Here is a 15,587-nt window from a genome sequence, read left to right as displayed (position 1 = left end):
ACTCTATGTTACGTTTGACCGCTTTAGCCGTATGCTGCACCCTCGCTTTGGGTGCGTGTTCACCAAAAGATTCTGCTTCCAATCAGGCACAAACTGCTTCCGCTTCTGCCGCCCAAACCGAAGGCGCAAGCCTGACGGTGAAAACCACGCGCGGTGAGGCAACAGTGCCGCAAAATCCGGAGCGTATCGCCGTTTACGATTTGGGCATGCTCGACACTTTAAACAAACTGGGCGTGAAAACCGGTTTGTCCGTCGACAAAAACCGCCTGCCCTACTTGGACGAATATTTCAAAACCACGAAACCTGCCGGCACGCTGTTTGAGCCTGACTACGAGGCCTTAAACGCTTACAAACCGCAGCTCATCATCATCGGCAGCCGTGCAGCCAAAGCATTTGACAAGTTGAACGCCATTGCGCCGACCATCGAGATGACTGCCGAAACCGCCAATCTGAAAGAAAGCTCAAAAGAGCGCATCGACGCGCTGGGGCAAATCTTTGGCAAACAGGCGGAAGCGGACAAGCTGAAAGCGGAAATCGATGCTTCGTTTGAAGCGGCGAAAACCGCTGCGCAAGGCAAAGGCAAAGGTTTGGTGGTATTAGTCAACGGCGGTAAGATGTCGGCTTTCGGCCCTTCTTCCCGTTTGGGCGGTTGGTTGCATAAAGATATCGGCGTTCCCGCTGTTGATGAATCGATTAAAGAAGGCAGCCACGGCCAGCCTATCAGCTTTGAATACCTGAAAGAGAAAAACCCTGATTGGCTGTTTGTTTTGGACCGCGGCGCGGCCATCGGTGAAGAAGGTCAGGCTGCTAAAGATGTTTTGAACAATCCTTTGGTTGCCGAAACAACTGCATGGAAAAAAGGCCAAGTCGTGTACCTCGTGCCGGAAACCTATCTGGCGGCCGGCGGCGCACAAGAATTGCTGAACGCTTCCAAACAGGTCAGCGATGCGTTTAATGCGGCCAAGTAATTCAGCGCGGACATAGCCGCCCGCTTCTTTCAGACGGCCTAAAGGGTTTGATGATTCACAGGGTCAAGCTGCTTGATCTGAAGTCATTGGATTTAGGCCGTCTGAAAATACATGGTGCAAATGGACAATTTTTGCCTGTTTGCATCTGTTTTTATGATGGGCAAACCTGCCTTTTTTGCCAAATACCTTAACCCTTCTTTCAGACGGCCTTATTTTTTCCGAACCATTTTATGTTTCATAAACCTTCATTTTTAAATGCGGTCAACGGTGTGGCGCTGCTGATATTGTTTGCCGTCAGCCTGTCGGTCGGCGTGGCCGACTTCAAATGGTCCGCCCTGTTTTCGCTATCCGACAGCCAGCAAGTCATGTTCATCAGCCGCCTGCCGCGCACGTTTGCGATTGTGCTGACGGGTGCATCGATGGCGGTGGCCGGCATGATTATGCAGATTTTGATGCGCAACCGTTTTGTCGAACCGTCGATGGTGGGCGCAAGCCAAAGCGCGGCTTTGGGTTTGCTGCTGATGACCCTGCTGCTTCCGGCCGCGCCACTGCTGGCAAAAATGTCGGTTGCCGCCGTTGCCGCGCTGATCGGGATGTTGGTCTTTATGCTGCTGATCCGCCGCCTGCCGCCGACCGCGCAACTGATGGTGCCTTTGGTCGGGATTATTTTCGGCGGTGTGATTGAGGCGGTGGCCACCTTTATCGCGTATGAAAACGAAATGCTGCAAATGCTAGGCGTGTGGCAACAGGGCGATTTTTCCGGCGTGTTGCTCGGACGGTATGAATTGTTGTGGGCAACGGGGATTTTGGCTTTGTTTGCCTATTTGATTGCCGACCAGCTGACGATTTTGGGTTTGGGCGAAACGGTGAGCGTGAACTTGGGGCTGAACCGGACGGCGATTCTGTGGTCGGGGTTGATTATTGTGGCGCTGATTACGTCTTTGGTGGTCGTGACGGTCGGCAATATTCCGTTTATCGGCCTAGTCGTGCCGAACATCATCAGCCGCCTGATGGGCGACAAGCTGCGCCAAAGCCTGCCTGCGGTAGCCTTGCTGGGCGCGTCTTTGGTGTTGCTGTGCGATATTGTCGGACGCGTGATTGTGTTTCCGTTTGAAATTCCGGTCTCTACGGTTTTTGGCGTGATGGGGACGGCTTTGTTTTTATGGCTTTTATTAAGGAAACCTGCTCATGCCGTCTGAAAAAAATATCGGTTTTATGGCAGGAAGCAGCCGTCCGTTGTGGGTGGCCTTTGCGCTGTTGCTGGTTTCCTGCGTTCTGTTTATGACGCTCAACGTCAAAGGCGATTGGGACTTTGTCTTGCATCTGCGTCTGACCAAGCTTGCCGCGCTGCTGATGGTTGCCTATGCGGTCGGCGTGTCCACGCAACTCTTCCAAACGCTGACCAACAATCCGATTCTGACCCCTTCGATTTTGGGTTTCGATTCGCTGTATGTGTTTTTGCAGACCTTGCTGGTGTTTACGCTCGGCGGCGTGGGCTATGCTTCCCTGCCGTTGACGGGCAAATTCGGCTTTGAACTGGTCGTCATGATGGGCGGCTCGCTGCTATTGTTCTACACGCTCATCAAACAAGGTGGACGCGATTTGTCGCGCATGATTTTAATCGGCGTGATTTTCGGGATTTTGTTCCGCAGCCTGTCGTCGCTGCTTTCGCGCATGATTGACCCCGAAGAATTTACCGCGGCGCAGGCGAATATGTTTGCCACTTTCAATACCGTCCATTCGGAATTGTTGGGTATCGGCGCAGTCGTGTTGCTCATCAGCGCCGCCGTGATCTGGCGCGAACGCCACCGCCTCGATGTTTACCTGCTCGGCCGCAATCAGGCCATCAATTTGGGCGTCAACTACACGCGCAATACCTTATGGCTGCTGTTGTGGATCGCTGCGCTGGTTGCAACTGCGACCGCCGTTGTCGGCCCGGTAAGCTTTTTCGGCCTGCTGGTTGCCGCGCTGGCCAACTATTTTTCCCCGTCGGTCAAACATTCCGTCCGCCTGCCCATGACTTTTTGTGTCGGCGGCATCCTGTTGGTCGGCGGACAAACCATCTTCGAGCACTTCCTCGGCATGCAGGCCGTATTGAGCGTGGTCGTCGAATTTGCAGGCGGATTGGTATTTTTATATTTGGTGTTGAAAAAGAAATAAATTAAACGTGTCCAAACGCTCGCAAAAATAAATTCAGGCCGTCTGAAATCTTCAGACGGCCTAAGCAAACCCATAAAGGACAACCCTCATGACACAAGAACGCCTTCCTTCATTCTTCGATGACGCCCCGACCATTACCGTCCAAGACGCATTGGCCGACTTCCTCGGCGCGGCCGAAAACGGCATCCTCACTTACCGCTACGCCGATGCCGTGCGCCTGTGCGGCCACTCCTGCCCGACCGTCGCCGGTGCCTACCTGATGGTGGTCAAAGGCCTGAAAGCCCTTTACGGCGCAGAGCTGCCGCAACGCGGCGACATCGAAGCCTTTATGCAGGGCGAACGTGACGAAGGCACGACCGGCGTTACCGCTTCCGTCGTCCAACTCCTTACCGGCGCGGCACCTGAAACCGGCTTTGGCGGCGTAGGCCCTGCCGGACGCTTTGCCCGCCGCCATCTCTTGTCCTTTGGTGCAGGCGAAATCAACGGCACACTCGCACTCCGCCGCCGCGATACCGGCAAAACCGTTGCCGTCAGCCTCAACGCCGCGCTCCAACCCTTTGCGTCGCAAATGCGCGACATCATGCCCAAAGCCGTCAGCGGCAGCGCAAGTACTGACGAACTCAAACAATTCGGCGAGCTTTGGCAAGAACGCGTCCGCGCCTTCCTGATTGATCAAGCCGACAATCCCGAATTTGTCACCGTCAGCGAAATTTAACCACACCATACAGAAATAAAATTCAGGCGGCCTTAAAACTCAAGGCCGTCTGAAACTCAAATTCCCACTTGGATCCGCCTATGATTACCATCCGCAACGTCAGCCACACCATCGGAAGCAATCCCATCCTCAACGACGTCAGCCTCGACATTCCCGAAGGCGGCATTACCGCGCTGATCGGCCCGAACGGCGCAGGCAAATCCACCCTCCTCTCCTTTATGGCGCGCCTGCAGCCCTTGATACACGGCGACATCAGCTACGCAGGCAAAGACATCAAAACCACCCCCACCGCCGAACTTGCCCGCACGCTCTCCATCCTCACCCAAGAAAACAGCATCATGAGCCGCATTACCGTGCGCGATCTGCTCATGTTCGGCCGCTATCCCTACCATCAAGGCAGGCCGTCTGAAACTGATAAAACCATCGTCGAAGAAGCGCTCGCCGAGTTCCACCTGCAAGACTTTGCCGACCGCTACCTGACCGAGCTTTCCGGCGGCCAACGCCAACGCGCCATGATTGCCATGGTGTTCTGCCAGCGCACCGACTACGTTTTGCTGGACGAACCGCTGAACAACCTCGACATGTATCATGCCCGCTCCCTCATGCAAATCCTGCGCCGGCTGACCGACGAACACAAACGCACTACCGTCGTCGTCCTGCACGACATCAACCAGGCCGCCGCCTACGCCGATTACGTCGTCGCCATGAAAAACGGCCAAGTCGCCATGCAGGGCAAGCCCAACGATATTTTCACCGCCGAAAACATCAAAACCCTATTCGATATGGACGTCAACGTCCTCGATTACGAAGGTAAAAAACTGGTTATCCACCATATCTAAATCCGACAAAAAGGCCGTCTGAAACCTGATTACTCATGTTTCAGACGGTCTTTGTCTATTCAAAGCGTTTATTTTTTATCGTACAAACCGCGCACCACGCGACCGATCGCGGCAATGCCTTTTTCCAGCGTTTCCGCATCCTGCGCAATGCTCATGCGGATGCACTCGTGCGCATGCGGATAGTCTTGCCTATCAATACCGACAAAAAAATGCTCACCCGGAATAATCAGCGTACCTTCGGCCTTGAGCATTTCGTACAAGGTTTGCGACGAAACAGGCAGGTTTTCAAACCAAAGCCACAAGAAAATCGCACCTTCAGGCTTGTGGATTTTCAACGGATACGCGCCCAATTCACGCTTGAGCAGGGAGACCGCCGTTTGCGCCTGCTGACGGTAAAACGGCTGAATCACTTGGTCGGCCAGCTGTTTCAGACGGCCGTCATTTAACAGCGGAGCCGCAATCGCCGCGCCGAAACGGGTTGGCGACAGGTTTACAATCGCATTCAAACTGCTGACGGCTTTGACCACTTCCGGCGCAGCAACAATAATGCCGGTACGCACGCCGGGCAGGCCGATTTTAGAAAGGCTGAAGCAGAGGATAATGTTTTCGTGCCAGTTGAGCGTCACATCGCTGTAAATAATATTCGGGAACGGCATTCCGTAAGCGTTGTCGATAATCAGCGGAATCCCGTGTTCTTGCGCCAAAGCGTCCAAACGCGCCATCTCGCCGTCGGTCAGCACATTGCCGGTCGGATTAGTCGGGCGCGAACAGCAAATCGCACCGATTTTGCCCTCTTTCAATTCAGGCAGGCTCTCCAGCGTGTCAAAGTCCACGCGGTATTTGAAAAATCCCGCTTCGCCTTCGTGTTCGACATTTTCGATTTTCGGTTTTACCGAAATAAAATGCTGCCCTTCGACATGCACGTCGGCATAACCGATATATTCAGGCGCAAGCGGCAACAAAATGGCTTTTTCAGCCGTTTGGCCGTCTGAAAGATTGAATTTGCCACCGAACAGGTTGAACAAATAGAAAAACGCGTTTTGCGAACCATTAGTCAGCGCGATATTGTCCGCCGTCAGATTCCAGCCGTATTCATGGTTAAGAAACTCCGTCAAAGCCGCAATCAGCGCCGCATCGCCCTGCGGATTGGAATAATTGCCGATATTCTCAACAGCGTGTTCCACCGCCAGCTTGGAAAACACATCGGCGAACACGGCATTGACTTCAGCAATCTTCGCCGGATTACCGCCGCCAAGCATATTGACGGGCTTGTCGCTTTTGAGCGCGTCGCCCAAATCGTCCATCAACTGCAAAATACCGCTGTGTTGTGTGAATTTTTCGCCGAATGCTGAAAACTGCATGAAAACTCCGTTGCTGAGTGTGTAAAAACAATAAACCGCTATTATAAGAACAAAGGCCGTCTGAAAACCAGTTATCCTGATTTTTCAGACGGCCTTTAGTTTCTCAGCTATCGATGCTGAATAACCCGATAGCCATTTTCTACGCTTTATTGTTCATGAGTAACTATCCATTGAAAGAATAAGGGAAAATCGTACTATCATCAGCATTCTTCAAATTTGGGAAGGATTTAACCAAACGAACGACCACCATAGCTGCGCTCTTCTTGAACTTGCGGAACATTTTGAGCGACTTCTTGAGTCTGATTTTGTTTTAAGGTTTCTCGCAACTCATCTCTAAAATTCGCCACTACATCGGCATTTTCAGCCAATGCTTTGGTTGTGAACGTACCATCTTTGTCGTTTTTAAAGCCTTGAATTAGAGCTTGAAGTTTGTCAGCTGCAGTTAAAGCTGATTCAGCAAAATTTACGCCTATTTCTCCAAGATTAACCTTTTTATGTTGTAACTCCCAATTTTGGCGAATATTCCTTAACTGTTCCTCAGGTATCAATAAGGACTCTTCTCCTGGTGTTAAAGCATGCCCTAAATCAGGATCATTTAACCCTATACCTTTTAATAAGGTGGAGGCAACAGAGTTGCGCTATTATCTCCTAAACCGAAGAATGGATATGTGAATTCATGTTTATTAATTTCTTTTCCTATCGCATACCCTAAATTAAATTTATCCATAACATCTTTATAATTCCCTTCAAAAACTACTTCTTGATTTTGAGATGAATTATAAAAAAATCCTTTTACTTCTTTTTCATTGTAAACATACAATTTATCAGAAGGTAAATAACCGATTGGTTTAATTTCCCCATCTTTTGATGTGGCAAGTCCATTCAATTCATGAATTACCCGATTATTAGGATCCAATACAGCAATAAAATTATGTCCAGCTATACCTCCTAAAAGAGGTAATTGTGATTTCACAATTTTATAGTTCCCAGTATTTTCCATATTTAATTCACCTTCTCCGTATCTTCTACAATTTGATATTCAATCTTCAAAGAATCCATCCCTTTTTTAGGGAAAATAACGATATGATAAATGCGTTTTGCCCGACCACTTCCCGAGCTAATACCGGCAACCTTAGTTTTAATATATCCTAAATACTCGCACATCTCTTTTTCTACTTCACAAGTCATACCCATTTGGGAAACGGTCTTTCTAATATTATCAGCACTTTTATCACCACTTAACTGAGCATAAATCATTTTGCTCAATGCTTCTTTTTCAGGTTCATTTGGAAATGTTTTAGTAATATATTCTTTAATTTTCCCATGGGGCAAATTATCATAATTAACAGTCATTTTGGGAAAGCCTAAATCACAAGCTGCCAAAAGAAGGGACAAACTCAAAAGAATAGCTAGTTTTTTCATTTTAAAACTCCTTAACTTTTTAGCAATCTAAACCATTATAATAACTATTTCTTTATAATTAATAAGTTTACATTAAATTATTCACATTCTAGCATGTATTTCGCAAACATAGATAAAATAAAACGACAAACGGCCATATTTTAAGACAATGTACAAAACTTTCCAAAAACCACTCTCTCTTCTATCATGCTTCCATAAATTTCATAAAATAGATGATTTTAAGCCTACTAATTTTTTCCAAGCATCCTTAAATACAAAAAAGAGCGTATGTAATACACTCCTAAAATTCTTCATTTTTAACAATAAAAACTGTGATCTAAAGGCACATTCTACAATTATCCTCACAATAGACAAAGGCCGTCTGAAAACCAGTTATCCTGTTTTTTTCAGACGGCCTTTAGTTTCTCAGCTATCGATGCTGAATAACCCGATAGCCATTTTCTACGCTTTTACCTGTCTTGGCACAAAGTTCATCGCCGCATCGCACGATATTGGCTCGATTGATGCGACCGACCATATCCGCATCCTGTCGTTTTTGGTCAATCAACATTGTATAAAAGAAAGATAATGCCAATCCGCCAATAACCAATGTTGCCATTGCAAGCGAAATAATCCATACCAAACGTGAAGAAATCTTCTGATTTTCTTCATTTACCTTATTCAAGTATGCATTGAATTCACGTACTTGATCAGCCATTTGGTTGCGTGCCTTTTCCATATCTCGCACATAACCTGCCACCGAATTTGACATTTCTTTCGTCACTTCCGCACGCACCATCTCCGTAATCATTTTGCGTTGATCGTAAAGTGATTTATCCAATTTATCTTCAAGATTTTGGACAATCTGATGGGTACTTTGCCTAAATTGTGTCATTACCTCGGCGGTTTCAAGCAAAAGATTATGTGCTTGCTCAAGTTCGTTATTATTCATGCGTAACTATCTATTGAAAGAATAAGGAAAAAACGTGCTATCAGCATTCTTCAAATTTGGGAAAGATTTAACCAAACGAACGACCACCATAGCTGCGCTCTTCTTGAACTTGAGGAGTATTTTGAGCAACTTCTTGAACCTGATTTTGTTTTAAGTTCTCTCGCAACTCATCTCTAAAATTCGCTACCACATCAGCATTTTCAGCCAATGCCTTGGCTGTGAACGTACCATCTTTGTCGTGTTTAAAGCCGTTTATCAAATTTTGCAATTTATCCTTTGAAGAAAGTTCGTTTACAGTGGATGATTTATTTATTTCTATTTCTTGAATTCGTTTATCAACTTCAATATTCCAATCAGGCGTACCATACCCTTTTATTGTATTTTTGTCTAAAGGATATTGTTTCTCCCTAACTGTTGTTCCATTACTATCCCCTGGCTTAGCACTAGTATTACCTTCAATTGTATAAACAATACCTTTTTCTAGATCAACATCAATAACAACCCCTGTATGATTAACCGTTCTTTTTTTATCTTTTGTTGAATTAAGAAAGAAAATTTGATCTCCTTTCTGAGGAATATAATCTTTTGCATCATGCCAATTACCTATTTTTTGATAATTAGCTTTGCTAAGCTCTGTTCCTGCAGAAAATCCACCTAACATTTTTTTTGCATTTTGTTTGCCAAACGATTCTTCCATAACATAATCAACATACATATCGCACCAATATTGGCCTTGCATGCCATAATGAGCCCCAAAAATGGTATTATCCTTACCTTTTTCGGTATAGCCATTATATTTCCTTAAATTTTCAATATAATCATTGATAACCTGTTCTCGAACTTGGTCTCTTTGATTTTCTTGCTTGTGATTACCAGTTTTATTTGTATCCATATACCATTCCTTTAATAAATTAAATTCCTAAAGATGTATTAAAACAGCTTCTGCACTTCCTGACTAATCTTAAATCCATGTTTATCTTGATTTATGCAAGTTACTTCTGAACCGGAAGCCGTACATTGCCAGCCATTACCTTTAACTGTTTCTCCATTTTTCAAGATACGGGCTTTGGGATTAAAAGGAAAGTCACTATGACAAACCATATCTGCTTTACCGGTTTTACCCAAGAAGAATGTTCCACCCCATTCAAGTTCGCAATCGTTGGGGCGCGGTAAAACAGGCTTACCTTTAATTTCAGTCAGACATGATACACCCTGAGCCAAATCAGATACTTTCGCATCACCGCCGCAATAAATCTTACCGTTTCCGGCACGAAAATCGATATTATATAATCCACTATTTATCACATCTTCAGTTTCTTCCATTGGAGATACAGCACAAGCCGAAACTGATAAAGTTAATGATATTAGAATAAATAATTTCTGCATACAAAGACTCCTATTAGGGTTTTAAGGTTATTAAATATTTCCTAACTAAACGATCGACCGCCATAGCTGCGCTCTTCTTGAACTTGTGGAGTATTTTGAGCAACTTCTTGAGCCTGATTTTGTTTTAAGGTCTCTCGCAACTCATCTCTAAAATTTGCCACCACATCGGCATTGTCAGCCAATGCTTTGGCTGTGAACGTACCATCTTTGTCATTTTTAAAGCCTTGAATTAAAGCTTGAAGTTTATCGGCTGGCCTGTCATTACCCTCAGAAGATTTGGAATGTTCTTGCTGACGAGTTGGAGCTGTGATTCTTTCGATGTTTTCGTCCCGACGTTTTGCATCTGCTGGGTGTTTGATTCCATATACAGTACTCATACGAAAATTTTTTAAATCTTCCATATCAAGCTGACCATGCACTTTTACAGTTCTATTTCCAGGTAAAGTGACTCCATTGTCTTTTTCTGTTTGTGCAATAAACTTAACAAGAGCCTCATTAACTTTTGCACCATATTGATTGCCAATATCCGCAATAAAGACCTTTGCCTGCATGCTGTTATTCAAAAATTCTCTATTTACTTTATTTTTAACATTACTAATCTTTTCCTCTACCTTTAAAATTTTATCATCTAAATTTTCATTATAGTTTTCATTAATTAATTTTATTCCTGTCGGGGATGATAGAGCAGCATCCAATTTGGGCTTGATTTGCTTGTAGAATGCTTTATCTTCATCACTCATTCCCCGAGTTGCTATCTTTCCTTCCTTAGTCTTGACATCATTAAATGGTTTGTATATCCGATGAAGCTGCGTCATCTCAGATTCTGATAAAAAAGAATTTCCTGCATTATCTTTGGCATGATGAAGTATTTTTTCTAATAACTTTTGGCCATTTTTATTAGATCCCACATCAAATTGAATTCCACCAAAGCTTGGACCACTAGAACCATTTACAGCATTAGACATTTCATATGCACCATACCCCCCACGCAATTCATTTACCATCATAGCTTGATGTAGATAATATTTAAAACCATCTTTAGGGGTTAAATGATCGCCACCGGTAAAACGAAGGCTATGATTCGCTTTCTTTGCCATACTTTATTCCTTTCTTAAAACAAATTAGAAGCGCTCCAATGCTTTCAAATGAGCTTGCGATTGCTCAATTCGACATTGAAGAATATACCAATCAGATGCAGATTTTAGATCTGTATTATTTGTAGGATCAGAACAAAGTTGTTCTCTATATGCATTCCAAGTTTTACGTACTTTAATAAAATAAGAGGAAGGCAAAGCATGTAGAGCCATATCTTTTTGTTTTACTCGTCGGTATATCATCTTATATTTTTCATCAATTTTTTTTCTAAACGGCTATCCCAAACATCCAAGCAATCATAACTAACATTTTCAATATTTTCTAACGCACTTTTAGGACAGACTTCTTTTTTATGCTCTATATTTTCCTGTGCAAAACATGAACCTGCCCCTAATAGGCAAACAGAAAGAAATAATGCTTTTTTCATTTTTTAAATTCCTTAAATTTGTAATAAATTACCCTATTGAATAGATGATTTTAATCCTTTCTATTTTTTCAAACATCCTTTAATACGAAAAAAGGTATATGCAAGTCCCACCAAATCGCCATTTAAAACAATAAAAATAGTAAGTCAAAAATACACTATACAATTATTCTCAAAATAAAAAATAGGCCGTCTGAAAATCTTTCAGACGGCCTGAGACCTTTGCAAAATTCCTTTTAGAAGCGCTCCAATGCTTTCAAATGAGCTTGCGATTGCTCAATTCGGCATTGAAGAATATACCAATCAGATGCAGATTTTAGATCTGTATTATTTGTAGGATCAGAACAAAGTTGTTCTCTATATGCATTCCAAGTTTTACGTACTTTAATAAAATAAGAAGAAGGCAAAGCATGTAGAGCCATATCTTTTTGTTTTACTCGTCGGTATATCATCTTATATTTTTCATCAATTTTTTTTTCTAAACGGCTATCCCAAACATCCAAGCAATCATAACTAACATTTTCAATATTTTCTAACGCACTTTTGGGACAGACTTCTTTTTTATGCTCTATATTTTCCTGTGCAAAACATGAACCTGCCCCTAATAGGCAAATAGAGAGAAACAATGCTTTTTTCATTTTAAACTCCTTACATTTGTAATGGTTTAGCCCATTATAGCAATAACCATTTTTAAAACTAATAAATTTATATTTTATTGCTCACAATATTCTAGCACCATTTTGAAAACTTAGTACTAATAAATAATTATCAATCAGATTTCAAAGATAAAATTTAAAAAAACAACCGTTCTTTTATTATGCTTCTATAAATTTCATAGAATAGATGATTTTAATCCTTTCTATTTTTTCAAACATCCTTTAATACGAAAAAAGGTATATGCAACCCCACCAAATCGCCATTTAAAACAATAAAAACAGTAAGTTAAAAAAATACACTATACAATTATTCTCAAAATAAAAAACAGGCCGTCTGAAAACCAGTTATCCTGATTTTTCAGACGGCCTTTACTATTCAATCTTTCCTTAACGGCCAAAATTATCTCGACGTTCGCGCCAGTCTTGGCGGATGGAGCCGCTTTTGCCGACCGGTGTGTCTTGTTCGACTTCCCAAATAAAATTCGTTCCGCCTCCAATCGGATGCGAGCCGCGCAAACCGATGTGGCTGCCTTGGTCGGCAACGGCGGTTCGGCTGTATGTTTGGCCGCCGAAACGGGTTTGCGAGGTTTCGATGCCGCTTTTGATGCTGCCGTAAAGCTGTACGTCGGCGTGTGCGGCAAGTGCGGCGGGGGAAAGTGCGGCAGTGAGGAGAAGTTTCAAGTTCATGGTTTATCCTTTTTGGGAGAGGAATTGTGTGACGATTGTATCGGCCTTGTACGTAAACAAGTTACAATTCTTGCAAAATCTGACAGGAGTTTTGATGATGCGCTCTTTACGCGCCGCCGCTGTGCAAATGGTGTCGTCCACCGACCCCGAAACCAATATTGCCACCATGAAGCGCCTTGTCCGCGAGGCGGCCGAGCAAGGGGCGGATTGGGTGTTGCTGCCTGAATATTGGCCGCTGATGGGCAAAAACGATACGGATAAGCTGGCATTTGCCGAGCCTTTGGACGATGGACGAGTTGGCCAAACCTGCCACCCCCGTTTTCAGACGGCCTTAAGCGAAACGGCAAGGGAATGCGGCGTGGTGTTGTTTGGCGGTACGGTTCCGCTGCAAAGCCCAAACGCTGGCAAGGTGATGAACACGATGCTGGTGTATGACCGCGACGGCAACCGAGTCGGGCTTTACCACAAAATGCACCTGTTCGGCTTTTCCGGTTTGGGCGAACGCTACGCCGAAGCCGATACGATATTGGCGGGCAACGATGTGCCGAAGCTGAGCGTGGACGATGTTCCGCTGGCGGCCGGGGTCTGCTACGATTTGCGCTTTCCTGAGTTTTTCCGCGCCCAGCAGCCGTTTGATGTTTTGCTGTTACCGGCTGCATTTACCTACACGACCGGCAAGGCGCATTGGGAATTGCTGCTGCGCGCCCGTGCGGTGGAAAACCAATGCTACGTCATCGCGTCGGCACAAGGCGGACTGCATGAAAGCGGCCGCCGCACATTCGGCCACAGTATGATTATTGACCCTTGGGGCGATGTGTTGGCGACGTTGCCGGAAGGCGAAGGCGTGATTTGTGCCGATTTGGATACTGCGCGCCTGCAAAGCGTGCGCACGCGCCTGCCTGCCCTGAAACACCGATTACTTTAAACACGCACTATGTCCCAGTTCCAACCCACACGCATTCTTGGCATCGACCCTGGCAGCCGCGTGACCGGCTTCGGCGTGATTGATGTCCACGGCCGCGAGCATCATTATGTTGCTTCCGGCTGTATCAAAACGCCGACCGGCGCGTCGCTTTCCGAACGCATCGCCGTGATTGTCCGCCATATCGACGAAATCATCCGCCACTATCAACCCCATCAGGCAGCCATCGAGCAAGTATTCGTCAACGTCAATCCGGCCGCAACGTTAATGCTCGGTCAGGCGCGCGGTGCAGCGATTGCCGCTTTGGTCATGCACGATTTGCCCGTGTTTGAATACACCGCTCTTCAGGTCAAGCAGGCTGTGGTCGGCAAGGGTAAAGCCGCCAAAGAGCAAGTGCAGCATATGGTGGTCCAAATGCTTGCACTTTCAGGCACGCCGCAAGCCGATGCCGCCGACGGACTCGCCGTCGCCCTCACCCACGCCCTGCGCAATCACGGATTGGCTTCGCAACTCAACCCCGACGGACTGCAGGTCAAACGCGGCCGCTTCCAATGGTAAGCCGACATTCAGGCCGTCTGAAATAGTGTTCCAGCCCGTTTTCAGACGGCCTTTCGGTTATAATAGCCCTTTGCCCACATACAGCGAGCCTTCATGAAAGCCGCCTTCCTTTTTCTCTACCTCATCCGCCTGCTGCCTTTTTGCGTGTTGCACAAGATTGCCGACGCGATCGGTATTCTCGCCTATTACGCAGTCAAACCGCGCCGCAAAGTCGGCGAGGTCAACCTTAAAAAATGCTTTCCCGAGCTGAACGACAGCCAGCGCACTGCCCTGCTCAAACGCCACTTCCAACACATGGCAAAGCTGATGCTCGAATACGGCCTCTACTGGTACGCACCTGCGGACAAGCTGCGCTCGTTGGTACGCTATCAAGACAAACACCATCTTGACGAAGCCCTCGCCGCCGGCGAAAAAGTCATCATCCTCTATCCGCACTTTACCGCATTTGAAATGGCGGTTTACACGCTCAATCAGGATGTGCCGCTGACCAGTATGTATTCGCACCAAAAAAACAAAACCCTGGACGAGCAAATCCTGAAAGGCCGTCACCGCTACAACAATGTTTTCCTGATCGGCCGCACAGAAGGCCTGCGTGCCATCATCAAACACCTGCGCAAAAGCGATGCGCCCTTTCTTTATCTGCCCGACCAAGACTTCGGCCGCAACGATTCCATTTTCGTCAATTTCTTCGGCATTCAGACGGCCACGATTACCGGCCTTAGCCGTATCGCCGGCATGACCAAAGCCAAAATCATTCCCGCCATCCCCACGCGCGAAACCGACAATACCGTAACCCTGCGCTTCCATCCGGCTTGGGACAATTTCCCGACTGAAAATGTCGAAGCCGACACCCAGCGCATGAACGACTTCATCGAAGAGCGGGTACGCGAGCATCCCGAACAATATTTCTGGCTGCACAAACGCTTCAAAACCCGTCCCGAAGGCGAAAGCAGCTTTTATTGACTACATTGAATTACAATTTGAATATACAAAAAGCGGCGAAATTTTTCTTTCGCCGCTTTTTCATTTTAATTGAATCAAACCGAAACTCATGTTTGAGTTCAAACAATCAAATAATATTCCGCTTTAAATGCTTTAAAAATAACTTTTTTCATTTATATATTAAATTTAATTTCTTTTAAAAACAATATATTGCAAAATAGTTCATTTGAAAAAATACATTTTAATCATTCAAAATATGAAATAAAATTAAATTAAAATTTAAAAAAATAAAATAAATACCTAACTTTTGAACAATTATGAAATATAATTGCAAAAATATGACAACACCTGAAATTTATACCAAAACAAGCCTTCAGAAAAAAATACTTGGCAAACTGTAAAAATTCGCGTAAATTTCACTACATCAAATTACAAAACGTTCAGACGGCCTCGCCGGTTTTAGATACTTTTGTAAGCAATTTTCTGATATTGCAAGAAATTGCGGTATCTTTAGAGGATTT

19 protein-coding genes are annotated in these 15,587 nt (G+C 45.2%); 8 read left to right on the top strand and 11 right to left on the bottom strand.

The features are described 5' to 3' along the window. Positions 1–5: 5 nt before the first annotated feature. The 5 genes from O3660_RS02980 to O3660_RS02960 all read left to right on the top strand — a co-directional run bounded on the left by O3660_RS02980 (position 6) and on the right by O3660_RS02960 (position 4,682). The gene (locus tag O3660_RS02980; RefSeq protein WP_371464537.1) at positions 6–968 is read left to right on the top strand and encodes a siderophore ABC transporter substrate-binding protein; all 963 of its coding nucleotides are present in this window, start codon (positions 6–8) and stop codon (positions 966–968) included. A 230-nt stretch (positions 969–1,198) separates the two neighbouring features. Beyond that, positions 1,199–2,167 carry an ABC transporter permease gene (locus O3660_RS02975; protein WP_070873659.1) on the top strand — a complete coding sequence of 323 codons (969 nt, stop codon included), beginning with the start codon at positions 1,199–1,201 and terminating at the stop codon, positions 2,165–2,167. After that, complete coding sequence (locus O3660_RS02970; protein WP_371464536.1) at positions 2,157–3,128, top strand: iron chelate uptake ABC transporter family permease subunit; 972 nt, start codon at positions 2,157–2,159, stop codon at positions 3,126–3,128. The genes O3660_RS02975 and O3660_RS02970 overlap by 11 nt, the downstream gene beginning before the upstream one ends. An 88-nt stretch (positions 3,129–3,216) precedes the next feature. After that, a complete protein-coding gene (locus O3660_RS02965; protein ID WP_049350810.1) occupies positions 3,217–3,843 on the top strand; it encodes an FmdE family protein in 627 nt (208 codons plus the stop codon). An 80-nt stretch (positions 3,844–3,923) separates the two neighbouring features. Beyond that, a complete protein-coding gene (locus O3660_RS02960; protein WP_049350811.1) occupies positions 3,924–4,682 on the top strand; it encodes an ABC transporter ATP-binding protein in 759 nt (252 codons plus the stop codon). A 68-nt stretch (positions 4,683–4,750) separates the two neighbouring features. On the opposite strand, the gene O3660_RS02955 is transcribed toward O3660_RS02960, so the two are convergent. From O3660_RS02955 to O3660_RS02905, 11 genes are all read right to left on the bottom strand, one after another. Continuing rightward, positions 4,751–6,043, bottom strand: a complete 1,293-nt coding sequence (locus O3660_RS02955) for a valine--pyruvate transaminase (protein WP_308887046.1) — start codon at positions 6,041–6,043, stop codon at positions 4,751–4,753. A 227-nt stretch (positions 6,044–6,270) separates the two neighbouring features. Next, complete coding sequence (locus tag O3660_RS02950; protein ID WP_308887045.1) at positions 6,271–6,591, bottom strand: hypothetical protein; 321 nt, start codon at positions 6,589–6,591, stop codon at positions 6,271–6,273. Between the two features lie 62 nt (positions 6,592–6,653). After that, positions 6,654–7,043, bottom strand: a complete 390-nt coding sequence (locus O3660_RS02945; protein ID WP_308887044.1) for a hypothetical protein — start codon at positions 7,041–7,043, stop codon at positions 6,654–6,656. A 2-nt stretch (positions 7,044–7,045) separates the two neighbouring features. After that, complete coding sequence (locus O3660_RS02940; protein WP_154954490.1) at positions 7,046–7,465, bottom strand: hypothetical protein; 420 nt, start codon at positions 7,463–7,465, stop codon at positions 7,046–7,048. Between the two features lie 409 nt (positions 7,466–7,874). Further along, complete coding sequence (locus tag O3660_RS02935; RefSeq protein WP_003684204.1) at positions 7,875–8,396, bottom strand: hypothetical protein; 522 nt, start codon at positions 8,394–8,396, stop codon at positions 7,875–7,877. Positions 8,397–8,463: 67 nt separating this feature from the next. Next, a complete protein-coding gene (locus O3660_RS02930) occupies positions 8,464–9,288 on the bottom strand; it encodes a CHAP domain-containing protein (protein WP_003684181.1) in 825 nt (274 codons plus the stop codon). A gap of 38 nt (positions 9,289–9,326) precedes the next feature. After that, positions 9,327–9,782, bottom strand: coding sequence for a DUF6636 domain-containing protein (locus O3660_RS02925; RefSeq protein WP_036472608.1), 456 nt, complete (start codon positions 9,780–9,782; stop codon positions 9,327–9,329). A gap of 41 nt (positions 9,783–9,823) precedes the next feature. Then, positions 9,824–10,879 (bottom strand): hypothetical protein, encoded by a 1,056-nt coding sequence (locus O3660_RS02920; RefSeq protein WP_371464533.1) that lies wholly within the window; start codon positions 10,877–10,879, stop codon positions 9,824–9,826. A gap of 236 nt (positions 10,880–11,115) precedes the next feature. Next, positions 11,116–11,304, bottom strand: coding sequence for a hypothetical protein (locus O3660_RS02915; protein ID WP_314553572.1), 189 nt, complete (start codon positions 11,302–11,304; stop codon positions 11,116–11,118). Positions 11,305–11,537: 233 nt separating this feature from the next. After that, positions 11,538–11,939: a hypothetical protein gene (locus O3660_RS02910; RefSeq protein ID WP_371464532.1), complete on the bottom strand. Its 402-nt coding sequence runs from the start codon at positions 11,937–11,939 to the stop codon at positions 11,538–11,540. A 405-nt stretch (positions 11,940–12,344) separates the two neighbouring features. Further along, a complete protein-coding gene (locus O3660_RS02905; protein ID WP_283121674.1) occupies positions 12,345–12,644 on the bottom strand; it encodes a porin in 300 nt (99 codons plus the stop codon). Positions 12,645–12,738: 94 nt separating this feature from the next. Here O3660_RS02905 and O3660_RS02900 point away from each other — a divergent pair, with 94 nt between their 5' ends. From O3660_RS02900 to O3660_RS02890, 3 genes are all read left to right on the top strand, one after another. Then, positions 12,739–13,569, top strand: a complete 831-nt coding sequence (locus O3660_RS02900; protein WP_371464529.1) for a carbon-nitrogen hydrolase family protein — start codon at positions 12,739–12,741, stop codon at positions 13,567–13,569. Between the two features lie 9 nt (positions 13,570–13,578). Then, positions 13,579–14,124: a crossover junction endodeoxyribonuclease RuvC gene (gene ruvC / locus O3660_RS02895; RefSeq protein ID WP_003684216.1), complete on the top strand. Its 546-nt coding sequence runs from the start codon at positions 13,579–13,581 to the stop codon at positions 14,122–14,124. Positions 14,125–14,202: 78 nt separating this feature from the next. Next, positions 14,203–15,087, top strand: a complete 885-nt coding sequence (locus O3660_RS02890) for a lipid A biosynthesis lauroyl acyltransferase (protein WP_283121683.1) — start codon at positions 14,203–14,205, stop codon at positions 15,085–15,087. The last annotated feature ends 500 nt before the right edge of the window (positions 15,088–15,587 follow it).

Origin of the sequence: Neisseria sp. 27098_8_139 (assembly GCF_041433195.1) — a bacterium.
Taxonomy (GTDB): Bacteria; Pseudomonadota; Gammaproteobacteria; order Burkholderiales; family Neisseriaceae; genus Neisseria; species Neisseria subflava.
The sequence above is the reverse complement of the archived record's forward strand: the minus strand, read 5'-3'. Positions and strand labels throughout refer to the sequence as shown.